General features: G+C 63.1%; 23 protein-coding genes, 1 other RNA gene and 1 pseudogene. 9 read left to right on the top strand and 16 right to left on the bottom strand.

Features of this window, described 5'->3' with window-relative positions; genetic code table 11:
* Positions 1-20: 20 nt before the first annotated feature.
* The 6 genes from ACYG9R_RS22200 to ACYG9R_RS22175 all read right to left on the bottom strand — a co-directional run bounded on the left by ACYG9R_RS22200 (position 21) and on the right by ACYG9R_RS22175 (position 5,732).
* Positions 21-1,538, bottom strand: coding sequence for a DegQ family serine endoprotease (locus tag ACYG9R_RS22200; RefSeq protein WP_023823141.1), 1,518 nt, complete (start codon positions 1,536-1,538; stop codon positions 21-23).
* 238 nt (positions 1,539-1,776) lie between these two features.
* Positions 1,777-1,962 carry a DUF2065 domain-containing protein gene (locus tag ACYG9R_RS22195; protein ID WP_023668333.1) on the bottom strand — a complete coding sequence of 62 codons (186 nt, stop codon included), beginning with the start codon at positions 1,960-1,962 and terminating at the stop codon, positions 1,777-1,779.
* Positions 1,963-1,966: 4 nt separating this feature from the next.
* Positions 1,967-2,944: a protease modulator HflC gene (gene hflC, locus ACYG9R_RS22190; RefSeq protein WP_023668332.1), complete on the bottom strand. Its 978-nt coding sequence runs from the start codon at positions 2,942-2,944 to the stop codon at positions 1,967-1,969.
* Complete coding sequence (gene hflK, locus ACYG9R_RS22185) at positions 2,944-4,053, bottom strand: FtsH protease activity modulator HflK (RefSeq protein ID WP_023823142.1); 1,110 nt, start codon at positions 4,051-4,053, stop codon at positions 2,944-2,946. The genes hflC and hflK overlap by 1 nt, the downstream gene beginning before the upstream one ends.
* Before the next feature lie 144 nt (positions 4,054-4,197).
* Entirely contained in the window at positions 4,198-4,716 is a 519-nt protein-coding gene (locus ACYG9R_RS22180; RefSeq protein WP_023667408.1) for a dihydrofolate reductase, read from the bottom strand.
* On the bottom strand, positions 4,716-5,732 hold the full coding sequence (locus ACYG9R_RS22175; RefSeq protein ID WP_023823143.1) for a DUF4424 domain-containing protein: 1,017 nt from the start codon (positions 5,730-5,732) through the stop codon (positions 4,716-4,718). Before ACYG9R_RS22175 ends, ACYG9R_RS22180 begins: the two co-directional genes overlap by 1 nt.
* Before the next feature lie 147 nt (positions 5,733-5,879).
* Here ACYG9R_RS22175 and cobF point away from each other — a divergent pair, with 147 nt between their 5' ends.
* Positions 5,880-6,653, top strand: a complete 774-nt coding sequence (gene cobF / locus ACYG9R_RS22170) for a precorrin-6A synthase (deacetylating) (protein ID WP_023682093.1) — start codon at positions 5,880-5,882, stop codon at positions 6,651-6,653.
* Between the two features lie 202 nt (positions 6,654-6,855).
* Here cobF and ACYG9R_RS22165 read toward each other — a convergent pair whose 3' ends face one another.
* From ACYG9R_RS22165 to modA, 4 genes are all read right to left on the bottom strand, one after another.
* Entirely contained in the window at positions 6,856-7,197 is a 342-nt protein-coding gene (locus ACYG9R_RS22165; RefSeq protein ID WP_023667411.1) for a winged helix-turn-helix domain-containing protein, read from the bottom strand.
* Positions 7,198-7,266: 69 nt separating this feature from the next.
* Entirely contained in the window at positions 7,267-8,379 is a 1,113-nt protein-coding gene (gene modC, locus ACYG9R_RS22160) for a molybdenum ABC transporter ATP-binding protein (protein WP_023823144.1), read from the bottom strand.
* Positions 8,376-9,080, bottom strand: a complete 705-nt coding sequence (gene modB / locus ACYG9R_RS22155; RefSeq protein WP_023668326.1) for a molybdate ABC transporter permease subunit — start codon at positions 9,078-9,080, stop codon at positions 8,376-8,378. Before modB ends, modC begins: the two co-directional genes overlap by 4 nt.
* A 15-nt stretch (positions 9,081-9,095) precedes the next feature.
* Positions 9,096-9,890 (bottom strand): molybdate ABC transporter substrate-binding protein, encoded by a 795-nt coding sequence (modA, locus tag ACYG9R_RS22150; protein ID WP_155923189.1) that lies wholly within the window; start codon positions 9,888-9,890, stop codon positions 9,096-9,098.
* Positions 9,891-10,049: 159 nt separating this feature from the next.
* Between modA and ACYG9R_RS22145 the strand changes: the two are divergent.
* A pseudogene (locus ACYG9R_RS22145) lies at positions 10,050-10,247 on the top strand (TOBE domain-containing protein).
* A 28-nt stretch (positions 10,248-10,275) separates the two neighbouring features.
* Here the strand turns inward: ACYG9R_RS22145 and ACYG9R_RS22140 are convergent.
* Together ACYG9R_RS22140 and ACYG9R_RS22135 are read right to left on the bottom strand one after the other, a co-directional pair.
* Positions 10,276-11,070, bottom strand: a complete 795-nt coding sequence (locus ACYG9R_RS22140; protein WP_023823145.1) for a thymidylate synthase — start codon at positions 11,068-11,070, stop codon at positions 10,276-10,278.
* Between the two features lie 360 nt (positions 11,071-11,430).
* Positions 11,431-11,742, bottom strand: a complete 312-nt coding sequence (locus ACYG9R_RS22135; RefSeq protein WP_023667416.1) for a DUF2853 family protein — start codon at positions 11,740-11,742, stop codon at positions 11,431-11,433.
* Between the two features lie 168 nt (positions 11,743-11,910).
* Between ACYG9R_RS22135 and ssrA the strand changes: the two genes are divergently transcribed.
* Positions 11,911-12,269, top strand: a transfer-messenger RNA (tmRNA) gene (ssrA, locus tag ACYG9R_RS22130).
* A 167-nt stretch (positions 12,270-12,436) separates the two neighbouring features.
* Here ssrA and ACYG9R_RS22125 read toward each other — a convergent pair.
* Positions 12,437-13,642 (bottom strand): multidrug effflux MFS transporter, encoded by a 1,206-nt coding sequence (locus ACYG9R_RS22125; protein WP_023823146.1) that lies wholly within the window; start codon positions 13,640-13,642, stop codon positions 12,437-12,439.
* Positions 13,643-13,829: 187 nt separating this feature from the next.
* On the opposite strand from ACYG9R_RS22125, the gene ACYG9R_RS22120 reads away from it, so the two are divergent.
* From ACYG9R_RS22120 to ACYG9R_RS22105, 4 genes are all read left to right on the top strand, one after another.
* Positions 13,830-14,513, top strand: coding sequence for a TetR/AcrR family transcriptional regulator (locus ACYG9R_RS22120; protein WP_023823147.1), 684 nt, complete (start codon positions 13,830-13,832; stop codon positions 14,511-14,513).
* A 130-nt stretch (positions 14,514-14,643) separates the two neighbouring features.
* On the top strand, positions 14,644-15,183 hold the full coding sequence (locus ACYG9R_RS22115) for an SspB family protein (RefSeq protein ID WP_023741675.1): 540 nt from the start codon (positions 14,644-14,646) through the stop codon (positions 15,181-15,183).
* 18 nt (positions 15,184-15,201) lie between these two features.
* Positions 15,202-15,396: a DUF4169 family protein gene (locus ACYG9R_RS22110; protein ID WP_023823148.1), complete on the top strand. Its 195-nt coding sequence runs from the start codon at positions 15,202-15,204 to the stop codon at positions 15,394-15,396.
* Positions 15,397-15,409: 13 nt separating this feature from the next.
* Entirely contained in the window at positions 15,410-15,631 is a 222-nt protein-coding gene (locus ACYG9R_RS22105; protein ID WP_023699587.1) for a ribbon-helix-helix domain-containing protein, read from the top strand.
* Between the two features lie 7 nt (positions 15,632-15,638).
* On the opposite strand, the gene ACYG9R_RS22100 is transcribed toward ACYG9R_RS22105, so the two are convergent.
* The 3 genes from ACYG9R_RS22100 to ACYG9R_RS22090 all read right to left on the bottom strand — a co-directional run bounded on the left by ACYG9R_RS22100 (position 15,639) and on the right by ACYG9R_RS22090 (position 21,638).
* Positions 15,639-19,571 (bottom strand): AsmA family protein, encoded by a 3,933-nt coding sequence (locus tag ACYG9R_RS22100; RefSeq protein WP_023823149.1) that lies wholly within the window; start codon positions 19,569-19,571, stop codon positions 15,639-15,641.
* A 157-nt stretch (positions 19,572-19,728) separates the two neighbouring features.
* On the bottom strand, positions 19,729-20,208 hold the full coding sequence (locus ACYG9R_RS22095; RefSeq protein WP_023815557.1) for a hypothetical protein: 480 nt from the start codon (positions 20,206-20,208) through the stop codon (positions 19,729-19,731).
* A gap of 20 nt (positions 20,209-20,228) precedes the next feature.
* Positions 20,229-21,638, bottom strand: a complete 1,410-nt coding sequence (locus ACYG9R_RS22090; RefSeq protein ID WP_023823150.1) for an FAD-binding oxidoreductase — start codon at positions 21,636-21,638, stop codon at positions 20,229-20,231.
* Between the two features lie 102 nt (positions 21,639-21,740).
* Between ACYG9R_RS22090 and ACYG9R_RS22085 the strand changes: the two genes are divergently transcribed.
* Positions 21,741-22,226: a thioesterase family protein gene (locus tag ACYG9R_RS22085; RefSeq protein WP_023823151.1), complete on the top strand. Its 486-nt coding sequence runs from the start codon at positions 21,741-21,743 to the stop codon at positions 22,224-22,226.
* Between the two features lie 146 nt (positions 22,227-22,372).
* Positions 22,373-22,570: a hypothetical protein gene (locus tag ACYG9R_RS22080; RefSeq protein WP_013531006.1), complete on the top strand. Its 198-nt coding sequence runs from the start codon at positions 22,373-22,375 to the stop codon at positions 22,568-22,570.
* Positions 22,571-22,724 lie beyond the last annotated feature (154 nt).

The raw sequence follows: 22,724 nt of genomic DNA, 5'->3' as shown, positions 1-22,724 counted from the left end.
GGTTATGGGGCTTTCCGGACTCAATCCATCCGGATCGTCACGAAGCGCAACTCGCCTGTCTTGGACGCCAGCATCAAGAGCGCATTCTTGCGGCCCTGCTCCTTCAGCGCGCCGATCCGGTCCATCACGTCCTTCGGGGTCGCGACCGATTCCTGGGCGATTTCGGTGATCACCTCGCCGGCCTGGATGCCGCGCTCGGCGGCGGCCGAATCCTTGGTGACGTCGGTGATGACGACGCCGGAGACGTCGGCCGCGATGCCGAATTTTTTCCGTGTGTCGTCATTGAGCTCGCCGACGGTCATGCCGAGCACCGAGGCCGTGGAGACCGCGGGCGCCTTGTCGCCGCCCTTGTCCTCATCGGTAGTGCCGTCCTCACCGGCAGCGACCTTCTCGCCGTCCTCAAGCCGGCCGAGCGTCACCTTCACCGTCTGCTCGACGCCCTTGCGCACGATGATCACGTCGACCGCCTTGCCGACCGGGCTTTCCGCCACGACGCGCGGCAGGTCGCGCATTTCATGGATGTCCTTGCCATCGAACTTGATGATGACGTCGCCGGCGAGAATTGTGCCGTTGTCGACCGGTGCGCCCTTGATGACGCCGGCCACCAGCGCGCCCTTGGCGGTCGCCATGCCGAGGCTCTCGGCGATGTCGTCGGTCACCGGCTGGATGCGCACGCCGAGCCAGCCGCGACGGGTCTCGCCGAACTGGCGCAGCTGGTCGACGACGCCCGAGGCAAGCTGCGAGGGGATGGAGAAGCCGATGCCGATCGAGCCGCCCGACGGCGAGATGATCGCCGTGTTGATGCCGATGACCTCGCCCAGGCTGTTGAACAGCGGCCCGCCGGAATTGCCGCGGTTGATGGCGGCGTCGGTTTGGATGAAGTCGTCATAGGGGCCGGAATTGATGTCGCGGTTGCGGGCCGAGACGATGCCGACCGTCACCGTGCCGCCAAGGCCGAACGGATTGCCGATCGCCATCACCCAGTCGCCGACGCGCATCTTGTTGGAATCGCCGAATTTCACCGCCGTCAGCTTGTGGCCCTTCGGGTCGACCTTGAGCACCGCGACGTCGGTCTTGGTGTCGGTGCCGACCAGCGTCGCCTTGAGCGTCACGCCGTCGGAGAAATTCACCTCAATGTCGTCTGCATCGGCGATGACGTGGTTGTTGGTGACGACAATGCCTTGCTCGGCGTCGACCACGAAGCCGGAGCCCAGCGACTGTACCTTTTGCGCGCCGCCATCCTTGTCGCCGCCACGGTTCTTGAAGAAGTCGTCGAAGAAATCCTGGAACGGCGAACCCTCGGGCAGCTGCGGCATCGGCACCGCGCCCGGACCTTCCGTGCCCTTCACGGTCTGCGAGGTCGAGATGTTGACCACCGCACCGAGCAGGCCTTCGGCGAGGTCGGCAACCGAAGCCGGTCCGTCCGCGGCCATCGTCGGCGTCACGAAAGCTGGAACGGCAAGCGCGCCGACCAGAAGTGCCGCAGCACCTGCGATGAACGTCCGCCGCGCCGCGCGCAGAAGGGTGTTGGATGTCATCGAAAGCCTCCCGGATTGCTGAAAAGAAAAGCGCTTCGGCAAAACGCCGCGTCGCGTCATGTTGGCAAGAAATACGGCACGTTTGCGGCTATGGCCACATCAGGAGGATAAATCCTCCGTTACACCTTAGAACGGTTCGCCGTTTCGCGGAAACGGCGAACCGTTCGATCCCTTTGCTTTAACGCAATTCCGGACGGAAAACCGCTCACACTTTCCTGGAATTGCAGATCAGCGGTCCTCAGCCACGCACCAACCAGACGATGCCGACGCCGATGGCGATCGCCACCAGCCCGACGATGCGCAGCGCAATTTCCGGCGTCGACAGCACTTCGCCGGCAAGACGTTTGGCAAGGCCGGGAAAGCCGCCATAGACCAGACCCTCTACGACGAGGACCAGGCCTATGGCCGCAAGGAAATCCTGCACCGCCCTACTGGGCGGGTGCAGGTTGTGCAGCCGGCGCGGCAGGTGCCGTCGCCGGCGCGGCAGGTGCCGTCGCCGGAGCCGCAGGTGTCGCCGGCTTCGCGTCCGTACCGTCCGGATTGCGGAAGAAGCGGAAGAACTCCGAGTTCGGCGACAGCACCATCGTCGTCCCGGAGTTGTCCAGCGCCGTGCCATAGGCATTCATCGACCGGTAGAAGTCGAAGAACGCCGGATCGCGTTTGTAGGCGTCGGCAAAGGTCGCGCTGCGCTGGGCTTCACCTTCACCACGCAGGATTTCCGATTCCTTGCGCGCTTCGGCGACGATTTCCACCACTTCGCGGTCGGCGCGGGCGGTGATGCGCTGCGCGGCCTCTTTGCCGCGTGCCCTCAGCCGTTCGGCCTCGGCCAAACGTTCGGCCTTCATGCGGTCGAAGGTCTGCTGCGAAACCTCGGCCGTCAGATCGGTTCGGCGGATGCGCACATCCTCGATCTGCAGGCCGAGCGAGGTGGCGTCGGGCCGAAGCTGATCGCGCACTTCGCGCATCATCACGGCCCGCTCTTCCGAAAGCGCCGCCTCGAAGTCGCGCAGACCGTAGACACGGCGCAGCGCCGCATCGAGACGCGTCCTCAGTCGTGCTTCGGCCAGTGTGATCTGACCGGACACGGCTGAGCGGAACACGCGCGGATCCGAGATGCGGTACGCGATGAAAGCGTCGACCTCGTAGAACTTGCCGCCCGAAACCTGGACGCGGATGTTGTCGAGATCGAAGCGCAGCACCCTGTTTTCGATCAATTGCACGCTGTCGGCGTCGAAGAAGGCGAAAGGCGCCTTGAAATAGATGCCGGGTTCATTCTTCACGTCGACGATCTCGCCGAACCGCAGCACGAGCGCCTGCTGGCGCGCGTTGACCACGAAGACCGAGGAGTAGAGCAGGAACAGAAGCACGGCCGCGATGACCGCGATAATGGGAAGACGATTGGCCATCACTGGGCTCCTCCCGTGGTCGCAGGCGGCGGCGCCTTCGGCTGCAGTGCCGGCAGCGGCAGATAGGGAACGACCCCTTGCCCATCGCCCTGTTCGACGATGACCTTGTTGGAATCCTTCAGCACCTTCTCCATCGTTTCCAGATAAAGCCGCCGGCGCGTCACGTCGGGCGCCTTGGCGTATTCGTCATAGACCGAGATGAAGCGCTGCGCCTCACCTTCGGCTTCCTGGACGACACGGTTCTTGTAGGCTGCCGCGTCCTCGCGGATCTGCGCCGCGGCGCCACGCGCCTGGCCGAGCTTCTGGTTGGAATACTGGTTGGCCTGCTCGACGAACTTGTCTTCGTCCTGCTCGGCGCGCTGCACTTCGTCGAAGGCATCGGCAACTTCACGCGGCGGGGCCGCGTCCTCGATCGAAACCGCGTTGACGTTCAGGCCGGCCTTGTAGCCGTCCAGCGTCGTCTGAATGATTTCACGCACCGAGGCGGCGATGCCCTGGCGATCGTCCCGGAAGATGTCCTGGGCCGGTCGCCGGCCGACCGCTTCGCGCATGGCGCTCTCTGCGACCTGCTGCAGCATGCCTTCTGGGTCGGAGACGTCGAACAGATAGGCCCGGGGATCGGAGACCTGGTAGGCCACCGAAAACTGGACGTTGACGATGTTCTGGTCGCCGGTAAGCATCAGCCCCGACGAGTTGCCGCTCGTCGCGCCGCCACCACCGATATCGACGAGTTGTTCGGCGATGTTGGCCGTCTCGACGGTTTCGACGGGCCACCAATGGAAATGCAGACCTGGCTGCGACAGCTCCGCCTTCGGCTTGCCGAAGCGCAGCTCGACCGCAACCTCGTCCGGCTGCACGGTGTAGACCGCCTTGAACGCCCACAGCACGATCAGAGCCGCTGCGATCAGCGCAAACACGGCCGGGCTGGCGCCGCCGCCACCGGGCAGCGCGCGCCGCAGCCGGTCCTGGCCGCGGCGGATGATGTCTTCGAGATCGGGAGGTGACCCCGGCGGGCCGCTGGGCCCCTTCGGTCCCTGCCCCCAGGGTCCCTGATTGTTGCCGCCGCCGCCCCATGGGCCGCCGCCGCCGCTCTTGTCGTTCCAGGGCATGAATGTCCTTTCGCTTGGGATTCCCTCAGCGCCGACGTTGCGGCGCAAATCCAGTTGTTCTTCTATAGGGACGCAGCGATGCGCTTTCAACGCGATCCGCTGCCGAGCATGTCCGTTTTGGACGTTCGCGACCCTTTTATCGTCTCAATGCACGCCGCGGCGTCGCTCGTAAACCGAATAGCGCGTCGCATGGCTGTCCTTTTCACCGGCCGGAACGTCCTGAGCGCTGACAAGGCGCCACAAATCCGGATCGATGTCGGGAAAATGCGCGTCGCCATCGACCGCCGCCAGCACATGGGTGACGTGCAGCCGGTCTGCCAGCGGCAGCGCCTGCGCATAGATCTCGCCGCCGCCGATGATGCAGATTTCGTCGACGCCGGCCATGCAACGCCCGCGCACCGTGGCCAGCTGGATCGCTGCCTCCAGCGAGTGCGCCACCTCTATGCCCTCGGCGCGCCAGGCCTTGTCGCGGGTCACCACGATGTTCAATCGGCCCGGCAGCGGCCGGCCGATGCCTTCATAAGTCTTGCGGCCCATGATGACGGGCTTGCCCATCGTATCGGCCTTGAAGCGCTTGAGATCGGTGGACAGCCGCCACGGCAAGCCGCCGTCGCGCCCGATGACGCCGTTCTGAGCAATGGCGACATAGATTGCGACGTCCATCAGTTGGCTTCCCCGGCGCCGTCATCCGACGGCTCCAAAAGCAATATGTCGATGTTGTGCTCGGGATAGAAATCCTGCGCCTTCGTCTCGAAGGTCGTCGGCCCAACCTTCTTGACATTGCCGCCGCAAAACGAGATCAGCGCTTTCGGGTTGCCCTTGTCGACGGTCAGCTTGAACTTGCCGATGCTGCCATTGGCCCAGTTGCCGCCGGTGGTCAGGATATAGGCAATGCGGTTCTCGTAAAAATGCGGATAACCGTCGGCCTTGGCGGCCTGCCGCACCGCATTCTCGAAGCTGTCGTCCATGCAGTAGCGGGTCTTGTAGGTCGTGTACTGGCTGCCCTCGGTGAACTTGCCGTCATAGAAGAAACTCACCGATGACGTGCCGCCGACGCTCGGTTTGTAGCGGTGCGAGACGTGGACATCCTTGTTGGCCGGAAATATCGCGCGCCACCAATAGGTTGAGCGCAACTGCCACCACGGCGTATAGACCTTGTTCGCCTCGGTACCGTCGCTGCCCGTATCCTCGATGATGATGCCGCGGTTTTCCCAATCCTCGGCGACCGTTTTCGGCAGCTTCGCCAGGGCCGCCTTGGCCGCATCGCCGAACGGATTGAACGGCACGTTCTGCGCCTTCAGATCGGCGCCGATATCGATGCCGACAGCGAACACTATCTGCTCGAGCTGCGGCTTTGCCGGCGCGCCATCGATCGTCACCTCGAAGCCAAGGAAATTGTTGCTCTGGTTTTCCGGGATGGCCGGCATTTCCTCCGGATTGCCTTCGATGTCCGGCAGCGGAAAAGCGACGATGGCATTTACATCCTTGTCGGTGTTGTTGTGGAAGACGTAGTCAACCGTGATCTTTTCCGGCGAGATATAGAGGTCCTCGCTTTGCATCGACACCGCGTCGCTACGCGACAGGATCAGGCCACCTGTGCCGAGTTCGGCGGTCGTATCATTGGCCAGCGCGGGCACGGCTAAAAGCGCCAGCGCTACGGACAGAACATATTGCAACATCGAAGCCCCTCGCCAAGAATGCCGCGACCCTAGCCGTTTCAGTGTGGCGTTTCAAAGCCTTCCGTCTCCCAGCAGGACGCCACAGTGTCGGGACACGCCAATCGGCGGTCTGGACTAACAGGTTTCGATCGGGCAGGAGTTCGCGTCATGCGCAAGCTTCTCGTCATCGGCATCGGCGCCGGCAATCCCGACCATATGACCGTGCAGGCCATATCAGGCCTAAACCGGGCGGACGTCCTGTTTATCCCCGACAAGGGGGCGAAGAAGAACGACCTTGCCGAATTGCGCCGCCATATCTGCGACCGTTTCGTCAGCAATCCGAAATCGCGCCGCGTCGAGTTCGACGTGCCGGTGCGCGCCGAGCCGGCGCCTTCCTATCGCTCGACCGTCGATGACTGGCACGAGGCCATCGCCCAGATTTATGAGAGCCTGGTCCGCGACGACCTTGCCGAGGACGGCTGCGGCGCCTTCCTGATCTGGGGCGACCCCTCGCTCTATGACAGCGCGCTGCGCATCCTCGCGCGCGTACGACTGAGGGGCAATGTCGCATTCGAACTGGAGGTCATTCCCGGCATCACCGCCGTCCAGGCGCTAGCCGCCGGCCACAAGATGGCGCTGAACCGCATCGGCGACCCCGTGCTGATCACCACCGGCCGCCGCCTCGCCGAACAAGGCATGCCGCACAATGCCGGCAGCGCCGTGGTCATGCTCGACGGCAAATGCGCCTTCAACACGCTGGCAGACAAGGATCTGATCATCCATTGGGGCGCCTATCTCGGCACACCGGACGAGATCATCGTTTCCGGTCGCCTGGGTGATGTCGGCGAGGAGATTGAGAGGACGAGAGAAGAAGCCCGGAAAAGAAAGGGCTGGATCATGGACACGTATCTGCTGCGTAAAGCAGGAGAGCCCGAGGAATAGCGCGCTCAAAGGTCGAGTTCCTTCGCGCCCCCCTCTGTCCTGCCGGACATCTCCCCCTCTAGTGGGGAGATTGGCCGTCACGGAGGATTTCGCCAATCGCCTAACAGATTAGCGCCCGTCTACGGGCTAGCTGATCTCCCCCCTTGCGGGGGAGATGTCCGGCAGGACAGAGGGGGGTGTGACGGATCGCAAGCTTCAACCCTCACCCAGCATCAATCTCCGCCTGCAAGGCGTCCATATGCGTGGCCGCCGCTGCCGCCGCAGCGCGCTCGATAGCGCGAAAACGGCTGACAACTGCAAGGCCAACTGAGGTCAGCTGTGCGCCGCCGCCCTTTTTGCCGCCGGTCTGCGCCGCGACCAGTGGCTTGCCGAACACACGGTTCATATCTTCCACCAGATCCCAGGCGTGCTTGTAGGACATCTCCATGCCGCGTGCCGCAGCCGAGATCGAGCCGAAAGTGGCGATCTGCTCCAGCAATTCGATCTTGCCCGGACCTATGCGCCCGTCCGGATCGAGATTTATCCGCAGGCTCAGCGACGGCATCTCTTGTCCTCCACAGTCACACTAGCCCCTCTCGACCCATAGCGCTATTCCAAAACGATATAGCGGCTATCAGCCATCCGCTTCGGCCGGCAGCCCGGCGCCGGTGTTGGCACGGTCGAAACTGACCGTCTTGATCACCGCGAACACCTTGCCGCCGAGATGAAGTTTCAGCACCTGCCTGGATTGTTCGGTAATGCGGGCAAGCACGGTTGCGCCATTGCAGTCGACGCCGATTTCGACCGTCGGACCCTCGCCCGGACCGATTGCGACGATGGTGCCCGGCAGGATGTTGAGCGCACTGAGACCTTTCGGCAGTTCGGTGGCGATCATCACGTCGCGGGCGCGGATGCGGATGCGCACAGGCGCGCCGACCGAGACCGCCAGAAGCGGCACCCGGATTTCGCCCGCCGCCGAGCCGAGCACGGTCATCCCGAAGATCTCATCATGGCGCAGCACCTTGGTGTCGAGAACCGCGCCGCCCTCGCCGCGTTCCTCGGCCGGCAGCAATTCGAGCCGTTGCATGATCGCGCCGGTCGGGCCTGAGGCAGCGACCTTGCCTTGCGCCATCACCACCACGTCGCTGGCCAGCCGCGCCACCTCGGCGACGGAATGGCTGACATAGACGATGGGCAGCTTGGTCTCGTCGCGCAGCCGCTCGATATAGGGCAGGATCTCGGCTTTGCGCGCATCGTCGAGCGAGGCCAGCGGCTCGTCCATCAACAGCAGTTTCGGGCTGGCAAGCAGCGCCCGGCCGATCGCCACGCGCTGCTTCTCGCCGCCCGACAGCTTTGCCGGTCGCCGGTCGAGCAGTGGACCGATGCCGAGCAGTTCGACGACCGCGTCGATATCCGCATAGCGCTCCGCCGGCGGCGTGAACCAGCGGCCGTAGCGCAGATTGCCGGCCACGCTCATATGCGGAAACAGCCGCGCGTCCTGGAACACCATGCCGATCCGGCGCTTGTGCTTCGGCACGAAAATGCCGGCATCGGTGTCGACCAGCACACGGCCGTCGACCGCGATACGGCCCTTGGTCGGCCGGATCAGGCCGGCGATCACGTTGATCAGCGTCGTCTTGCCGGAGCCCGAGGGCCCGAACAGCGCCGTCAGCCGCCCGGCGCTTTCGAAATGCGCGTCGATGGCGAAATCGCCGAGCCGATGGCTGATGTCCACCAGCACACTCATTCGATGTCCATCCGCCGGCCGACGCGCCGCGCCAGCACTTCCGAGGCTACCAATGCGGCCATCGAGATGACGATGGAGATCAGCGTCAGCCTGAGCGCCCCGTCATCGCCGCCAGGCACCTGCGTGAAGGTGTAGATCGCCGAAGGCAGCGTCTGCGTCTCGTTGGGAATGTTGGAGACGAAGGTGATGGTGGCGCCGAACTCGCCCATCGCCTTGGCGAAGGACAGGATCGAGCCGGCGATCAGCCCGGGCAGGATCAGCGGCAGCGTGATGGTGGCGAAGACCCAAACCGGGTTGGCGCCGAGCGTTCCCGCCGCTGCCTCCATTTTGCGGTCGACCGCCTCGATCGACAGCCGGATCGCCCGCACCATCAGGGGAAAGCCCATGATACCGCAGGCCAGTGCGGCGCCGGTCCAGCGAAACGAGAAGACGATGCCGAAATGCTCGGCCAGGAACGCTCCCGCCGGCCCGCGCCGGCCGAAGGTAAGCAGCAAGAGATAACCTGTCACCACCGGCGGCAGGATCAACGGCAGGTGAACCACACCGTTGAGCAGCGTCTTGCCCCAGAATTTTCCGCGGGCCAGCAAAAGCGCCATCAAGATGCCCGGCGGCAGGCTGAACAGCATCGCCACCGTCGCCACCTTGATCGACAGCCGGACCGCATTCCATTCGTCGGGAGTGAGGTCCAGCAGCCAGTTCATGCGTCAGCCGCTACCTTAATTGCTCGGCGTGAGCACGGTGAAACCCTGATCCCTAAACAGCTCCACCGCCTTGGCGGACTGCAGGCACTTCAGGAAAGCCGGGGTATCCTTGTCCTTCGAATCGGTGGTCTGGGCAACCGGATAGATGATCGGCGGGTGCGAATCCTCCGGGAAGGTGCCGACCACCTTGACTCCCTTGTCGGCATGCGCGTCGGTGGCATAGACGATGCCGAGCGCGGCCTCGCCCGTTGAAACCAGCTTCAGCGCGGCGCGCACATTCTCGGCCTGCGCCACCTTGCCTTCGACCGACGACCAGACGCCGAGCGATTCAAGTGCCGCCTTGCCATACTTGCCGGCCGGCACCGCCTTGACGTCGCCCATGGCGAGCTTGCCGTCGCTGATCAGCTTGGCGAGGTCGAAGCCTTTCTCGATCCTGGTTTCGACCTTGGAATCCTTCGGCGCCACCAGCACGATCTGGTTGCCGAGCAGTTTCACCTCGGTGTCCGGCTTGGTCAGTTTCTTGTCGGAGAGATATTTCATCCAGTCGAGGTCGGCCGAGATGAACACATCGGCGGGCGCCCCGCTTTCGATCTGCTTGGCCAGCGCCGAGCTCGCGGCGTAGGAGACGGTCGCCGCTTCACCGACATCGGCTTCGCAGGCCTTGGTGACGGCGTCGAGCCCGTCCTTGAGGCTGGCTGCGGCAAACACGATCACCTTGTCTCCCGCGTGAGCCGCCGGCATCACGGCCATCAGAGCTACGGCAAAGCCGCCAATCGCGATCGCCCTCAAACCAAAACCTTTGTGCCCCAACATGAAAACTCTCCCTGGGCTTGAAATCTGCTGGCTCGACTCCTGCCGACCGATATATCTGGATGAATATAACAAGGGAAGGCCGCCTCCTGCGAAAGCGTATGTTCGGCATCGATTGTTCTGGTTTGGACGTGCACCGAAACCCGGAAAGGAACTTCGATGAAGATCAGCGCCCGCAACATCCTCAAGGGAACGATCGTCGAGATCGTCAAAGCACCTCGCCTGTCCGCGGTGATGTCGCCGGCTCCGTCGTCACGCTTCGATCACCAACGAGGCCGTTGCCGATCTCAAGCTCGAAAAAGGCAAGCAGCCTATGCCGTGATCAAGGCAACCGACGTCATGGTCGACATCGATTGAGGGTCGGAATTGATTGACGGTGGACGGATCAGACCGCGATCGGCGCCTTGATCGACGCGTCGGCAAAATAGTTTTCCAGCCGGAAATCCTCGAAGCGGAAGGCGAACAGGTCCTTCACCTCCGGATTGATCCACAGCGTCGGCAGCGCCTTGGGTGTGCGCCGCAATTGCTCGCGCGCCTGCTCGAAATGGTTGGAATAGAGATGCGCATCGCCCAGCGTATGGACGAACTCGCCGGGCTTCAGCCCGGTCACCTGCGCCACCATCAAGGTCAGCAGCGCGTAGGAAGCGATGTTGAAGGGTACGCCGAGAAAAATGTCGGCCGAGCGCTGGTAGAGCTGGCAGGACAGCTTGCCCTCCGAGACGTAGAACTGGAACAGGCAGTGGCACGGTGGCAGCGCCATCGCCTCCACTTCGGCCGGGTTCCACGCCGAAACGATCAGCCGGCGTGAATTCGGATTCCTGCGTATCTCCTTCAGAACATTGGCAATCTGGTCGATCGACCCGCCATGGCCATCCGGCCAGGAGCGCCACTGCTTGCCATAGACAGGGCCGAGGTCGCCATTCTCGTCGGCCCACTCGTCCCAGATCGAAACGCCATGATCTCTAAGGTATTTGATGTTGGTGTCGCCGGCCAGGAACCACAGGAGTTCATGGATGATCGACTTCAGATGCAGCTTCTTGGTCGTGGTGATGGGAAAGCCGCGCGACAGGTCGAAGCGCATCTGGTAGCCGAACACCCCACGCGTGCCGGTGCCCGTGCGGTCGCCACGATCGGCGCCATTGTCCAGCACATGCTGCAAAAGGTCGAGATACTGGCGCATCGGCTTCGCCTCGATTCGGGATTGTCGGCATCATAGCCGACTGGCCGCCGGCCGAACACAGCAAAAGGACCAGAACGCGGCTTGCCCCATCACTCTTCAAGGGTTAGCGCTGCCCCTCACCTGCCTGCCGGCATCCTCTCCCCGTATAGGGACGGGGAGAGGGGCGCTGTGATCAGCGGTTTCGCCAATCACAAGCGTTCGAGAGAGAGAGAGAGAGAGAGAGAGAGAGAGCCAAGGCTGCGGTCAGCCCTTTCTCCCCGTCACTATACGGGGAGAAATGCCCGGCAGGCAATGTGGGGCGGTGCTGACCTCCGGTGAGGAGCAAAATCAAACGCGCGCTCTGCCTATCGGCAATAATCTCTACAAAGAGCCGAGCTTGCCCAGATTCTTGGCGACCAGATAGTAGAAAGTCACGCGGCTCTTGAAGCTGTCGGCGGCCAACGCCTTGCAGGTCTTCTCGATCGCTGAGTCGGCTTTCGCCCCGTCGGTCACGCCGAGTTTCTTGGCAACCCAGTTGGTCTTGACGCGCTCCAATTCCTTGGGGTCGGTGCAGGATACCAGCGAGGAATCGCGGTTGCGCAGCGCGATGCCCAGATGTTTCACAATCTTGGCAACCACATCGGCATTTGCGGCGGCGTCGTATTTCTTCACGTCTGCGAGATAATCGGCCATCAAATTTCCCCATGTCGGCGCCACGGGATCCGATCGATGAGGGCTGTGGCGCGCTGCCGCAACTTGTGCGCTCGGTCGATACTCCTCACCATCGCAAAGCTTCGGTTGAGACCGCGCGCGAGTCAACCCTCGGCGCCGCAGTTTGGTGCGGCCAAGAAGTGTCATTGCGGCCTTTCATTTTGTGCGCCCGCCCCCTATATTCGTTTTGTCGGCTTGACCGACTATGGCGATAAATGGGCGATGTAATAAGCCGTTCGGACCCGGGGGCGGTACCCGGCGCCTCCACCAAGAACCGCTCTGTGATCAGAGCGGCTGTTGCTGGGGGCGAAATAGGATCGACGAAGGTGTAAAGATCGTACTTTTGCCCGGCATGGTACCACCGTCATCGGGCTAAACCTGTAGTTGCAAATGACAACTATGCGGAAGCACGTCTCGCCGCGTAAGCGGTGCGATAGCTTCAAATCAAGCCCTAGAGGTTCGCACTTCTAGGCGGGGTTCGGAGGTACCTGGCAACAGAAACCTCCACTTCTCCCCCTCGACATCGTTCTCGCAACGCCGGCTGCCGCTTTCGGCTATCAACTGGTTTAATTGCCCGCTGGCGTCGGTCGAAGGCCGTGGTTCTGGCCGGGGCCGGATTACCCCAGACGTGAAAAAGGCCGGGATGACCCGGCCTTTCCGGTCGATTGCGGTCAGCTTACTCGGCCGGCGCTTCAACGGCTTCGCGCGAGCGGCCGAGCGTCAGTTTGGCCAGCGTGAACGAGATTACGGCGCAGAGCGTGATGCCGGCCACCATGGGCAGCGGGGTGCCGTCGAAGAAGATGCCGGCGACGCCCATCGCCAGCGCACCGATGGCGAAGTGCAGCGTGCCCATCAGCGCCGAGGCCGTGCCGGCGATCTCGCCATGCTCTTCCATGGCCAGCACCGACGTCGTCGGGATGACCAGGCCGAGGAAGCCGTAGCCGACGAACAGCAGTGCCGCCATCACATCGAGCCGGTCGACGCCGGTCGCCATGACTGCGAACAGCACCACCATCGTCGTGGCATAGCCGGTCACCGCCACCCAGACGACGCGCTTCAGCCCGAAGCGCTCCGACAGCAGTCCCGTCAGCTGCGACATGCCGATGAAGGCGACCGCATTGATCGAGAAGAACACGCTGTAGACGGAAGGCGACAGCCCGTAATGGTCGATCAGAATGAAGGACGAACTCGAGAGGTAGACGAAGAAGCTGGCGATGCCGAAGCCGGCGATCGCCACCAGGCCGAGGAAATTGCGGTCACCCATGAGGAAGCGATAGCCGGCGAGTGCGGTTCCGAAGGAGGAACCGACGCGTTCTTCCGCCGGCCGCGTCTCCTTCAGCGAGGTCGCCAGCAGAATGGTGGCCAGCAGGGCCGCGCCCGTCACCGTCCAGAATACGGCGCGCCAGCCGAAATTCTCGATGATCTGGCTGCCGGTCAGCGGCGCCAGGATCGGCGACACCGAAAACACCAGCATCAGCAGCGACATCAGCTTGGCGGCTTCGGTGCCGGTGTGCAGGTCGCGCACGATGGCGCGCGGCACCGCCATGCCGGCGCTGGCGCCCAGTCCCTGCAGAAAGCGGAAGGCGATCAGCCATTCGATGGTCGGGCTCATGGCCGAACCGATACCGCCGACCATGAACAGCGCAAGGCCGCCGTAAAGCGGCAGCTTGCGGCCGACCATGTCGGAGATCGGTCCGACGACGATCTGGCCGAAGCCCATCGACAGGAAGAAGATCAAAAGGCTCATCTGAACGGCGGCGGTGCCGGCACGCAGATCTTCGCCGATCGAAGGCAACGCCGGCAGATACATGTCGATGGCGAAGGGGCCGATAGCGGACAACAGGCCGAGCACGACCGCGATGCGGAGGAATTTGGGACTCATGATAAAGGCTTCTTTCAAGTCTGGTTGGCGCCGCCAACGCGACGACTAACCTAGGACGTTCCATCCCGTTGAAATCCGACGGCTCAGAGCGAGATTATTCATCTCTACGGAGCGAATTCCCCATTTATTGTGTCCACAAATTTAGACAGCCTTGTCTAATTCGTCAATCACCTCTATATAGATTTCTATGAAGCTTGCCATTTCTCCTGACATTTTCCCGCCACGCGGCCACGAGGCCAAGCGTATGTCGATTATCGATGCGGCTGCTTCGGTCTTTTGCCGGGAAGGCTTTGCCGGCGCGAATATCGACCTGATCGCGGTGGAGGCCGGCGTGTCGCGCCAGACCATCTATAATCACCACCGCGACAAGGAAAAGCTCTTCATGGCTGTGGTGCGCGATCTGACGGAGCGCTGCAATGCCGGCATCTTCGCCACCTTCGCCTCTTTCCCAGACCAGCCGAAGGATCTGGAAGCCGACCTGATTGGCTTTGCCGTGCGCATGAATCAGAACTGCATCTGCAACCGCGACGGACGCTTCCTGCGCAAGCTGATCCAGACCGAAGGCGAGCGCTATCCCGAGCTCTTCGCAGAATGGCGCGACCAGGGGCCGGGCCGGACCTGGCCCGCACTTGCCGCCCGTTTTGCCCGCCTCGCCCATGCAGGCCATCTCGCAGTCGACGATCCGGATGTCGCGGCGCGCCAGTTCCTGGCGCTGGCCAACGCCGAACTGCAGACCACCTTCATGCTAGGCGGCATGCCGTCGGAAGACGAAGTGTTGCAATCCGCCACCCACGGCGTGCGCACCTTCCTGCGCGCTTTTGGCAAGCGCAGATCCGCGGCAGCGGTGGAAAAACAGCTGGCCAGCGCCTGAACGTCAAAGCCGGCGATCAAATCGTTCGTCACGGGCTTCGCTTCGGCGCATCAGCGATCTATATCCGGTTTACGCCGCGCTCAAGCTTGATTACAGCTATGCGGACGATTCAACGGAACCCGACCAGCACATGGCCGACGACCACATCCGCTACGACATTCTGGCCCAGGAGGCGTTGCGCGGCGTCATGCGCAAGGTCCTGGCCGAAGTCGCGCGCACCGGCCTTCCCGGCAATCATCATTTCTTCATCACATTCCTGACCGGCGCGCCGGGCGTGCGGGTGTCCTCCAGGCTGCGCGAGCGCTATCCCGAACAGATGACCATCGTCATCCAGTTCCAGTATTGGGACCTCAAGGTGACCGATACCGGCTTCGAGGTCGGGCTGTCCTTCTCCGACGTGCCGGAGAAGCTGGAAATCCCGTTCTCGGCCGTACGCGGCTTCTACGACCCATCGGTCAATTTCGAACTCGAATTCGACGTCAAGACCGACGTCCCGGCGGAAGACGATGCAGCCGCCCAGCCGGCTGCCGAGCCCTTGGCTATCGTCTCCGAGAAAAAGCCGAAGGCCGAGAAGAAGGCAGCTACCACTGAGGCGGAGAAAAAGCCCGCCGTGGCCGATGCCGGCAAGGGCGCCGACGTCGTGTCGCTCGACGCCTTCCGCAAGAAGTAGCGGGACGGACGGCGCGACATGGGCGAGATCGTCAACCTTCGCCAGGTCCGCAAGCAGAAGGCGCGCACCGAAAAGGAAAAGCTCGCCGGCGAGAACCGCGCTCTGCACGGCCGTTCCAAAGCCGAAAGAACTCGTGACCGGCTGACATTGGACAAGCCCGAAAAATTCGTCGCCGGCCACCGCCGCGAACGCCCGGAAGACCAGGGCGATTGATGGACCGCCTGCGGTGAGCCCGGTCGAAAAACGCTCGGTGACCATCCGCGGCCATCGCACCAGCTATTCCCTCGAAAAACCCTTTTACGACGATCTCCTCGCCATCGCCGCCGCGCGCAAGCTGACCCTTGCTGCCCTGGTCGCGGAGATCGACGAGACAAGACCGCGAGATGCGAACCTGTCCTCGGCGCTCAGGCTTCATGTGCTGGACTGGGCCAAGCGCGGCGCGGTCTGAATGGTTCTTAATTGCCCAGCGACTTCAGCAAATTGTCGACCGAGAACGGATTTGTCCTGGGCTTCGGCGGCGCCGGGGCCGAACCGTCACTGACGCCGGGAAGTGAGCGGTCGACCTTCGGCGCCTGCTCCTGAGCCTTGCGCTCGGCCTCCAGCCTGGCTTTTTCCTGCGAAGCGATCCGAGCCTGTTCGGCCTCCTTCCGTTCGTCCTCGGCGTTGGCGGCGTCTTCGGCAGCCTGCTCTTCGGCCTGCGCTTTCGCGTCCGCATCTGCCTTGGCCTTTGCGTCAGCCTCTGCCTGCGCTTTCGCATCGGCCTTTGCTTTGGCATCCGCCTTGGCCTTGGCATCCGCTTCGGCCTGTGCCTTTGCGTCGGCCTGTGCTTTCGCCTTGGCGTCGGCCTCGGCTTTGAGCCGTGCCGCTTCCTCCTGCTTGCGCAATTCCTCGGCGGCGTTGTCGCGCTCGGTCTGCAGGGCGGCGTAGTAGCGCACCTCGCGCCGCAGCCGCTGCTTCTCGAGCAGTGCGGCCTGCATCGCCTCGACCCGCTGCTGCTCCTTTTCCAGCGCGCGCTGGGTCAAAAATTGCGCCAGCGGCTCGCTGTCGAACTGCTTCTTCAGCGCCCCGAACGGCCCATCGACGCTGAAATTGACCGTCGGATCGGAGCCGATCAGCGCCTCGTCGCCAGGCTTGTAGGTGACAGCGCCCTTGGTGGCGACGGTGCCGGTGTTGAGGTCGGCCGTGATGTCGGCAGACAGCGTCGCCGCCTGGTTTTCGAATTTGATCGGTGGTGCCCGCAACGTGCCGCCGGCGACCGTGAAGGCGATGTCGGCATCGCCGGCAGCAAAGCTGCCGTCGCCAGCGATCTCAGGTGCAAAGCCCGCGGTCTTGGCCACGTCGATGTCGCGGCCGATCGCATCGGCCTTGGCAATCAACGCGCCGAAGGCATCGGGATTGACGCCGGCAATGGTGAGGCCTTTCAGCGCCGCCGTGCCCGAGCCGGAGAGTGCGGCAATCATCGCGTCGACCGATTTGCCGCTGGTCGACAGCCCTGTCGAGAAATCGCCGCTGCCACTCAAGCCGGCAGCCGGCAGCACGGTCGCCAGGTCAGCGCCGGCAAGCCTCATCTGGCCGGAGAACAGCCCCGTGCCGTCCGTGTTCTTCAACTCGAACAATCCGGTGAGCGCGCCGCCGAGCAGTTTTGCCTTCAGGTCCGAAACGCGGATGCCTTCCTGGTCGAGTTTCAACGACAGCGACGCATCATAGGCTGTCGCCAGCGGTCCGGCGGCAAGAGTCGCCGTCGTCAGATCGAGATCGGCGCTGAACGGCAGGCTGGATTTCTGGCTGAATGGCGCCGTCGGCCAGTTCGCGTTGCTGCTGAGGAACGACTGGTCACCGAACAGCGCAACCGCAATCGGGTCGAGGTCCAGTTCGTCGAGCGCCAGCGCACCGGCAAAATGCGGCAGCCCCTGCTTCGCATCGATGTTGACGTCGCCCGAAATCTCCGACTCGTTGATGGATCCGCTGAGACCGCTCAACACCAGCAGGCCATTGCCGAAATCGGCATCCGCGCTGAGCGAGGTCGAGGTGCCCGTGCCCATTCCCGGCAGGCCGGCGCCGGTGGTCATCAGCCACGGCTCTATATCGGAGGCGTCGAGGCCGATCTTGCCCTTGGCGGTGGCGCCTTGCGGTGTCTGAGCAACGGTGCCGTCGAACGTCGCCCTGAAGTCGTCGGCGGCGAAATTGAAGCTCGTCGCCAGGCCGCCGCCAAACGTGCCTTTGGCCGAAATATCGGTGCTTGCCTGGCCGAGCATGCCGAGCGGCAGCGCCGGCAGGCCGTAGAGCGCCAGCAGCACGGTGGCGTCGGGATTTTTGGCGTTGAAGGTCAGCGTCACCGGCGCGTCGAGCAACTGGCCGACGGCACCCTTGCCCGACAGCGACGCCGAAAAGGCCGAACCGCCGGCCTTGCCTTGTCCGCTCACCGCCAGCCCGGTCGTGCCGTCGCCATTGTCGGCGGCGCTCGCCACCAGATCGACGCGCGCGTCCTGGAACAGTTCAGGATAGGCGGCCGTGCGGCCAGCCAGTCCCTTCAGCATCAGATTGTCGGGATAGTGTTGCGCGGCAATGTCGATCAGCGGCTTCAGATCGACGGCGACCACCGAGGCATCGAGCTTGCCGGTCGGGCTTGCCGGAAAATCCTTGATCCGGCCGGTGGCGCTGATCGAGGCGCCGGCAAGGCCGCCAATCGACAGCCGGTCGATTTCGAGCAGCCCGTCGCGGAGCCGGAGCGCGGTATCGACCGTGTCGGCGGTGAGCCCGCCAGCATTGACCGGCCCTGCCTTGATCTGAAAATCGAGGTCACGGTCGGAAAAGCGGTTGGCGCCCTTGTCGCTGACGAAGATCGAGGCGAAGGCCGTCAGCCCGTCGACATCGAGTTCGCCGCCCTCGAGCCGCATCAGCACCGAGGACTTGGCGTCGTCGGGCTGGCTGGAATCGATGCGGCCGGTGAACTTCGACTTGCCGAGGATCAGTTCGAGATCGCTGAACGCCTGGCGCTTCTCCGACAGGTCCACCTTGGCCTTGAAGCCGGCGGCCGGCAGCCGGCGGATCGCCTCGTCGACATCTTTGGACAACCAGGCAGCAAAGCCGGAAGGCTGCGCCACCGCCAGCAGCATGGAGCCGCTGAAACCGAAATGATCTTCGACGCTGAGCATGCCGCTGGCTTCCAGCGTCGTGCGCCCGGGCAAGGTCGCGGCCAGCGATTTCACCGACCAGCCGCCCTCGACCGGCTCGGCCGAGAGATGCACGTCGCGCACCGTGGTGTCGCCAGCCACCACCGCCGGCAGCTTGACCTCGACAGTGCCGGGGATGCTCGGCTTCGGCAGTTCGAGCAGCGCCTGCTCGATTCCGGCAATGCGCTGGTCCAGCGTCAGGCCGGCGCCCTTCTCAGCGCCCACCGCTTCATCCAGTTGCACCTGCGCGCCATTGGCCTCGATGGCGAAGTTCGGCCTAAGGCCGAGATCGACCGAAGCCTTGCCGTCGGCTGTGTAGGGATTGTCGAGCGGCCCGGTCTCGAAGCGGAATTCGTCGACGCCAAGCTTCTGGTGGTCGAGCGAGAACTTGCCGTTCAGCCGGAAGCCCGGATCGGGTTTGCCGGCGCTGATTTTGACGCTCTCGCCATCGCTGCCGCGCAGTTCGGCGCTGTTTTTGTCGTTGCCGGAAATCTTGAACTGGCCGGAATAGACGGCAGCCCCATTGACGATGCCTGCATTGCCGTCGGTTTCGATGACCAGTGGATAGGCATCGGGATCGACCTTGAGCCTCAGCCGCATCTGGCCGCTGCCTTCGGCCTTGCCGGTCGAAGCCGCAACCGTCGAACGCAGGCCATCGAGCAGCAACGTTCCGTCCATGCGCCACGGCCCGGCCAGCGACTTGGCAGAGATGGTCGAATTGATCTCGGAAATCAGATGGCTGCGCCCGCCTGCGGCATGGCGGAGCGCAATTTCTCCCTCCGTCACCGTCAGCTTCTCGATCGAGATCTGGTTGAGGTCGAAGGGCGAGGACGGCCGTATCGCCCAGTCGACCGTGCCGTTATCGGCGATGTCGATCGTCGCCTTCGGATGCACCAGCCGCATATCGAAAATCAGCACTTCGCCGCGCAGGAACGGCGCCAGTTCCGCGTCCATCGAAAAGGTCTCGACGGTCATTGCCTGCTGGCCGCCGGGGCCGCCGGCGACCGTGACGTTTGAGAAGGTCACCGAGGGGAACGGCAACAGCCGCGCCGTGGCGTCGCCTTGCACCGTCACCTTGCGGCCGAGAATGGCGCTCGCCTCGCGCTCGAATTGGGCGCGGTACCCGGTCCAATCGACAAAATACGGCACCACCAGCGCCGCTACCAGCACCAGCACAAACAAGCCACCGAAGATCACGAACAGGCGTGCGAGCATCAGCTCCGAACGGGTTGATTGAAAGTCAGCCGCACTCTACCCGCATCAGCGTGTCGATAAAGAGGCAATTCATCCAGAGTTGCTTGATCTCTGATGTATCTGGAAGAGCAGAGATTTTTGGACGCCTTTGACCGCGGTCCGGCCTGTGCGTAAGAGACTATCCTGCCATGGCCCGTCGGCGATATTCGTTCAGCAGCACCACCATCTCCTCGGGGGACAATGTCCAGCCCTGGGGTAATGCGGCTTCGGCGCCCAGGCTTTTGGTCACGCTGCCCATGACGGAGCTTTTCTTGACCCCCGGTGCGAAATTGTACCCGATCATATCGCCGATTCTGCGCCGGCGATGGACGACGAAGAAGCTTTCGATATTCTTCCAGGGGACCAGCTTGGGCGATCGAACAAGGCCTCCGCCGAGACTGAAACCTTGTCCGTTCAGCACCAGAATCTGCGGCCGCACAAGCTGCCAGGCAAACACCAACGCGACCAGCCCGAAAAAGGCCACGCACCACCAAAGGCCGGCGGTGTCGCCGTCCTCGGAGACATAAATCAGGAAAGCGCAGGCCAGGACAAAGAAGAGGCTGGCCGACAGCAGTAACAGTGTCTTGCCAAGCGATGCCCTTATAATCAGGGTATCCATTGCCGCTCCTCACATTTCGGCTATGCAGGTAATATCTTGCCTGGGTTCATGATGTCTTGCGGGTCGAGCGCTTTTTTTATGGAGCGCATGATGTTGACACCATGGCCGAGCTCATGGCGCAGGAAGCCGATCTTGCCCTGGCCGATGCCGTGTTCGCCGGTGCAGGTGCCGTCCATGGCGATCGCCCGCATGTTCAGCCGCGAGACGAATTTCTCCGCCAGCGCGATCTCTTTGGGGTCGTTGACATCCATCAGCACCAGCACATGGAAATTGCCGTCGCCGGCATGGCCGACGATCGGCGCAACCAGGCCCATCTCGGCAATGTCGGCCTCGGTTTCGGCAACGCATTCGGCCAGCCGCGAGATCGGCACGCAGACATCGGTCGACAGGCCCTTGGTGCCCGGCCGCAGCGTCAGCGACGCCCAATAAGCATCGTGCCTGGCCTTCCAGAGTTTCGTGCGCTCCTCGGCGACGCTCGTCCACAGGAATGGCCCGCCGCCATTGTCTTCAGCAATGGCACCGAAGGTCTCGGCCTGTTCGGCGACGCCGGCATCGCTGCCGTGGAACTCGACGAACAGGCACGGGCTCTCGGGATAATCGAGCTTCGAGTAATTCTTCATCGCCCGCATCTGCAGTCCATTGACCAGTTCGATGCGCGCCACCGGAATGCCCATCTGGATGGTCGCGATGACCGCGTTGCAGGCCGCCTCGAGGTTTGGAAACGGGCAGACGCCGCCCGAGATCGCCTGCGGAATGCCTTGCAGCTTCAAGGTCAGCGAGGTGATGATGCCGAGCGTGCCTTCCGAGCCGACCAGAAGCCGCGTCAGATCGTAGCCGGCCGAACTCTTTTTCGCCCGCTTGCCGGTCGTCACCGTCTCGCCATCGGCCATGACGGCCGTCAGCGACAGCACGTTTTCACGCATCGTGCCGTAGCGCACCGCATTGGTGCCGGAGGCCCGCGTTGCCGCCATGCCGCCGAGCGAAGCATTGGCGCCGGGATCGATGGGGAAGAACAGGCCGGTATCGCGCAGGTGCCGATTCAAATCCTCGCGCGTTACGCCAGGCTCGACCGTGCAGTCGAGATCCTCGGGGTTGACCGACAGGATGCGGTTCATGCGCGAGGTGTCGACCGAGATGCCGCCACCCGGCGCGTTGGTGTGGCCCTCCAGCGAGGAACCGACGCCGAAGGCGATGACCGGCACGCGGTGCGCGGCGCAGGCACGTACGATCTCCTGCACCTCTTCTGTCGTCTCCGGGAACGCGACACCGTCAGGCGCCTGCGTCGGAATATAGGTGGTGGTATGCGCATGCTGCGAGCGGATCGCCGCGCCTGTCTGGAAGCGTTCGCCGAGCTGCTGCTTGAGAATGCCGAGCACGGCGGCGATGCCTTCCTCGTTGCGTTCGACCGGATTGAGGTCGCTCAGAGCCATGAATTCCTCCGCGAATGGACCAGCGTCCACGCTTGTTATGCGATTATGGATGCGTAGTCTCGACTGCCGCGCTCTGTCCAGCACCAGAACAAGGAACTTTCCATGCCTGTTCCCGCCCCCTTCGTTTCCAAACCGATGGACATCGAGAAGGACTGGATCGACTACAACGGCCATCTCAACATGGCCTATTACAACGTGTTGTTCGACCGCTGCTCGGATGAGGCGTTCGAGGCGATGGGCATGGGGCTGGACTATGTCAAAGAGCGGCGCCTGACCATCTACACGGCCGAAGTCCATGTTTGCTATGTCCAGGAACTGCACCTCGAACACAAGGTCGTCGTATCCTTCCAGCTGATCGATCACGACGACAAGCGGCTGCGGGCCTATCAGGAAATCCGCCATGTCGATGGCTGGCTCGCCGCCACTTCCGAAACCCTGTCGCTGCATGTCGACATGTCCGGGCCGAAAGTCGCGCCCTTCCCCGCCGATGTGCAGGCCAAGGTGAAAGCCATGCGCGCCGCCCATTCTGCGCTGCCGATGCCCGAGCGCGCCGGCCGTTCGATCGGTATTCGCCGCAGGACCGCTTGAAGCGCTGCCGCGCCCGCGTTAACCTTACCAAGGTTTTAACGTGAACAAGCCATTTGAGCCATTGAACGACTCAGCGGACCGTTTGAGAACGGTGCCATGCGAGTTGCGATGCGGGCGGCGGGCAACAGGCGGTTCGAGGAACGTGCATGAAAACCGACATCAAGGTCGAGGTGGACAGGCTGGCTGCCGATCCGCGCATCACCGACTATGATTTCTGGCGCTCGTTGAAGAACGTCAACAACGAGATCTTCCACATCGCCAACAACAACGAGCCAATCCCCTTCGACATGATCCGCTGGCGCGCCATCCTGAAGCAGGCGCGCATGAAGCGTGGCCACGCCTGACGTTTCCCCTGCTCTGAGAAGCCGACACTGGCGAGCGCCGCCACGGACAATTGCGACCTGATCATTTCCAAAGGTCTGCGCCAGCCCCGCTTTCAGCGAATCGGCTACATCCGACAACCTTCAAACCCATTTATTTCAATCCGTTGTGGAACCG

It is taken from the genome of Mesorhizobium sp. RSR565B (assembly GCF_054719465.1).
Note: the sequence above shows the minus strand (reverse complement) of the source record. Positions and strands in the feature narration are given on the sequence as shown.

Bases quoted from the DNA above. Each gene is read 5' to 3' on its own strand.
- ACYG9R_RS22200 (WP_023823141.1), bottom strand. From the start codon at position 1,538: ATGACATCCAACACCCTTCTGCGCGCGGCGCGGCGGACGTTCATCGCA.
- hflC (WP_023668332.1), bottom strand. From the start codon at position 2,944: ATGGCCAATCGTCTTCCCATTATCGCGGTCATCGCGGCCGTGCTTCTG.
- hflK (WP_023823142.1), bottom strand. From the start codon at position 4,053: ATGCCCTGGAACGACAAGAGCGGCGGCGGCGGCCCATGGGGCGGCGGC.
- ACYG9R_RS22180 (WP_023667408.1), bottom strand. From the start codon at position 4,716: ATGGACGTCGCAATCTATGTCGCCATTGCTCAGAACGGCGTCATCGGG.
- ACYG9R_RS22175 (WP_023823143.1), bottom strand. From the start codon at position 5,732: ATGTTGCAATATGTTCTGTCCGTAGCGCTGGCGCTTTTAGCCGTGCCC.
- cobF (WP_023682093.1), top strand. From the start codon at position 5,880: ATGCGCAAGCTTCTCGTCATCGGCATCGGCGCCGGCAATCCCGACCAT.
- ACYG9R_RS22165 (WP_023667411.1), bottom strand. From the start codon at position 7,197: ATGCCGTCGCTGAGCCTGCGGATAAATCTCGATCCGGACGGGCGCATA.
- modC (WP_023823144.1), bottom strand. From the start codon at position 8,379: ATGAGTGTGCTGGTGGACATCAGCCATCGGCTCGGCGATTTCGCCATC.
- modB (WP_023668326.1), bottom strand. From the start codon at position 9,080: ATGAACTGGCTGCTGGACCTCACTCCCGACGAATGGAATGCGGTCCGG.
- ACYG9R_RS22140 (WP_023823145.1), bottom strand. From the start codon at position 11,070: ATGCGCCAGTATCTCGACCTTTTGCAGCATGTGCTGGACAATGGCGCC.
- ACYG9R_RS22135 (WP_023667416.1), bottom strand. From the start codon at position 11,742: ATGGCCGATTATCTCGCAGACGTGAAGAAATACGACGCCGCCGCAAAT.
- ACYG9R_RS22125 (WP_023823146.1), bottom strand. From the start codon at position 13,642: ATGAGTCCCAAATTCCTCCGCATCGCGGTCGTGCTCGGCCTGTTGTCC.
- ACYG9R_RS22120 (WP_023823147.1), top strand. From the start codon at position 13,830: ATGAAGCTTGCCATTTCTCCTGACATTTTCCCGCCACGCGGCCACGAG.
- ACYG9R_RS22115 (WP_023741675.1), top strand. From the start codon at position 14,644: ATGGCCGACGACCACATCCGCTACGACATTCTGGCCCAGGAGGCGTTG.
- ACYG9R_RS22110 (WP_023823148.1), top strand. From the start codon at position 15,202: ATGGGCGAGATCGTCAACCTTCGCCAGGTCCGCAAGCAGAAGGCGCGC.
- ACYG9R_RS22100 (WP_023823149.1), bottom strand. From the start codon at position 19,571: ATGCTCGCACGCCTGTTCGTGATCTTCGGTGGCTTGTTTGTGCTGGTG.
- ACYG9R_RS22095 (WP_023815557.1), bottom strand. From the start codon at position 20,208: ATGGATACCCTGATTATAAGGGCATCGCTTGGCAAGACACTGTTACTG.
- ACYG9R_RS22090 (WP_023823150.1), bottom strand. From the start codon at position 21,638: ATGGCTCTGAGCGACCTCAATCCGGTCGAACGCAACGAGGAAGGCATC.
- ACYG9R_RS22085 (WP_023823151.1), top strand. From the start codon at position 21,741: ATGCCTGTTCCCGCCCCCTTCGTTTCCAAACCGATGGACATCGAGAAG.
- ACYG9R_RS22080 (WP_013531006.1), top strand. From the start codon at position 22,373: ATGAAAACCGACATCAAGGTCGAGGTGGACAGGCTGGCTGCCGATCCG.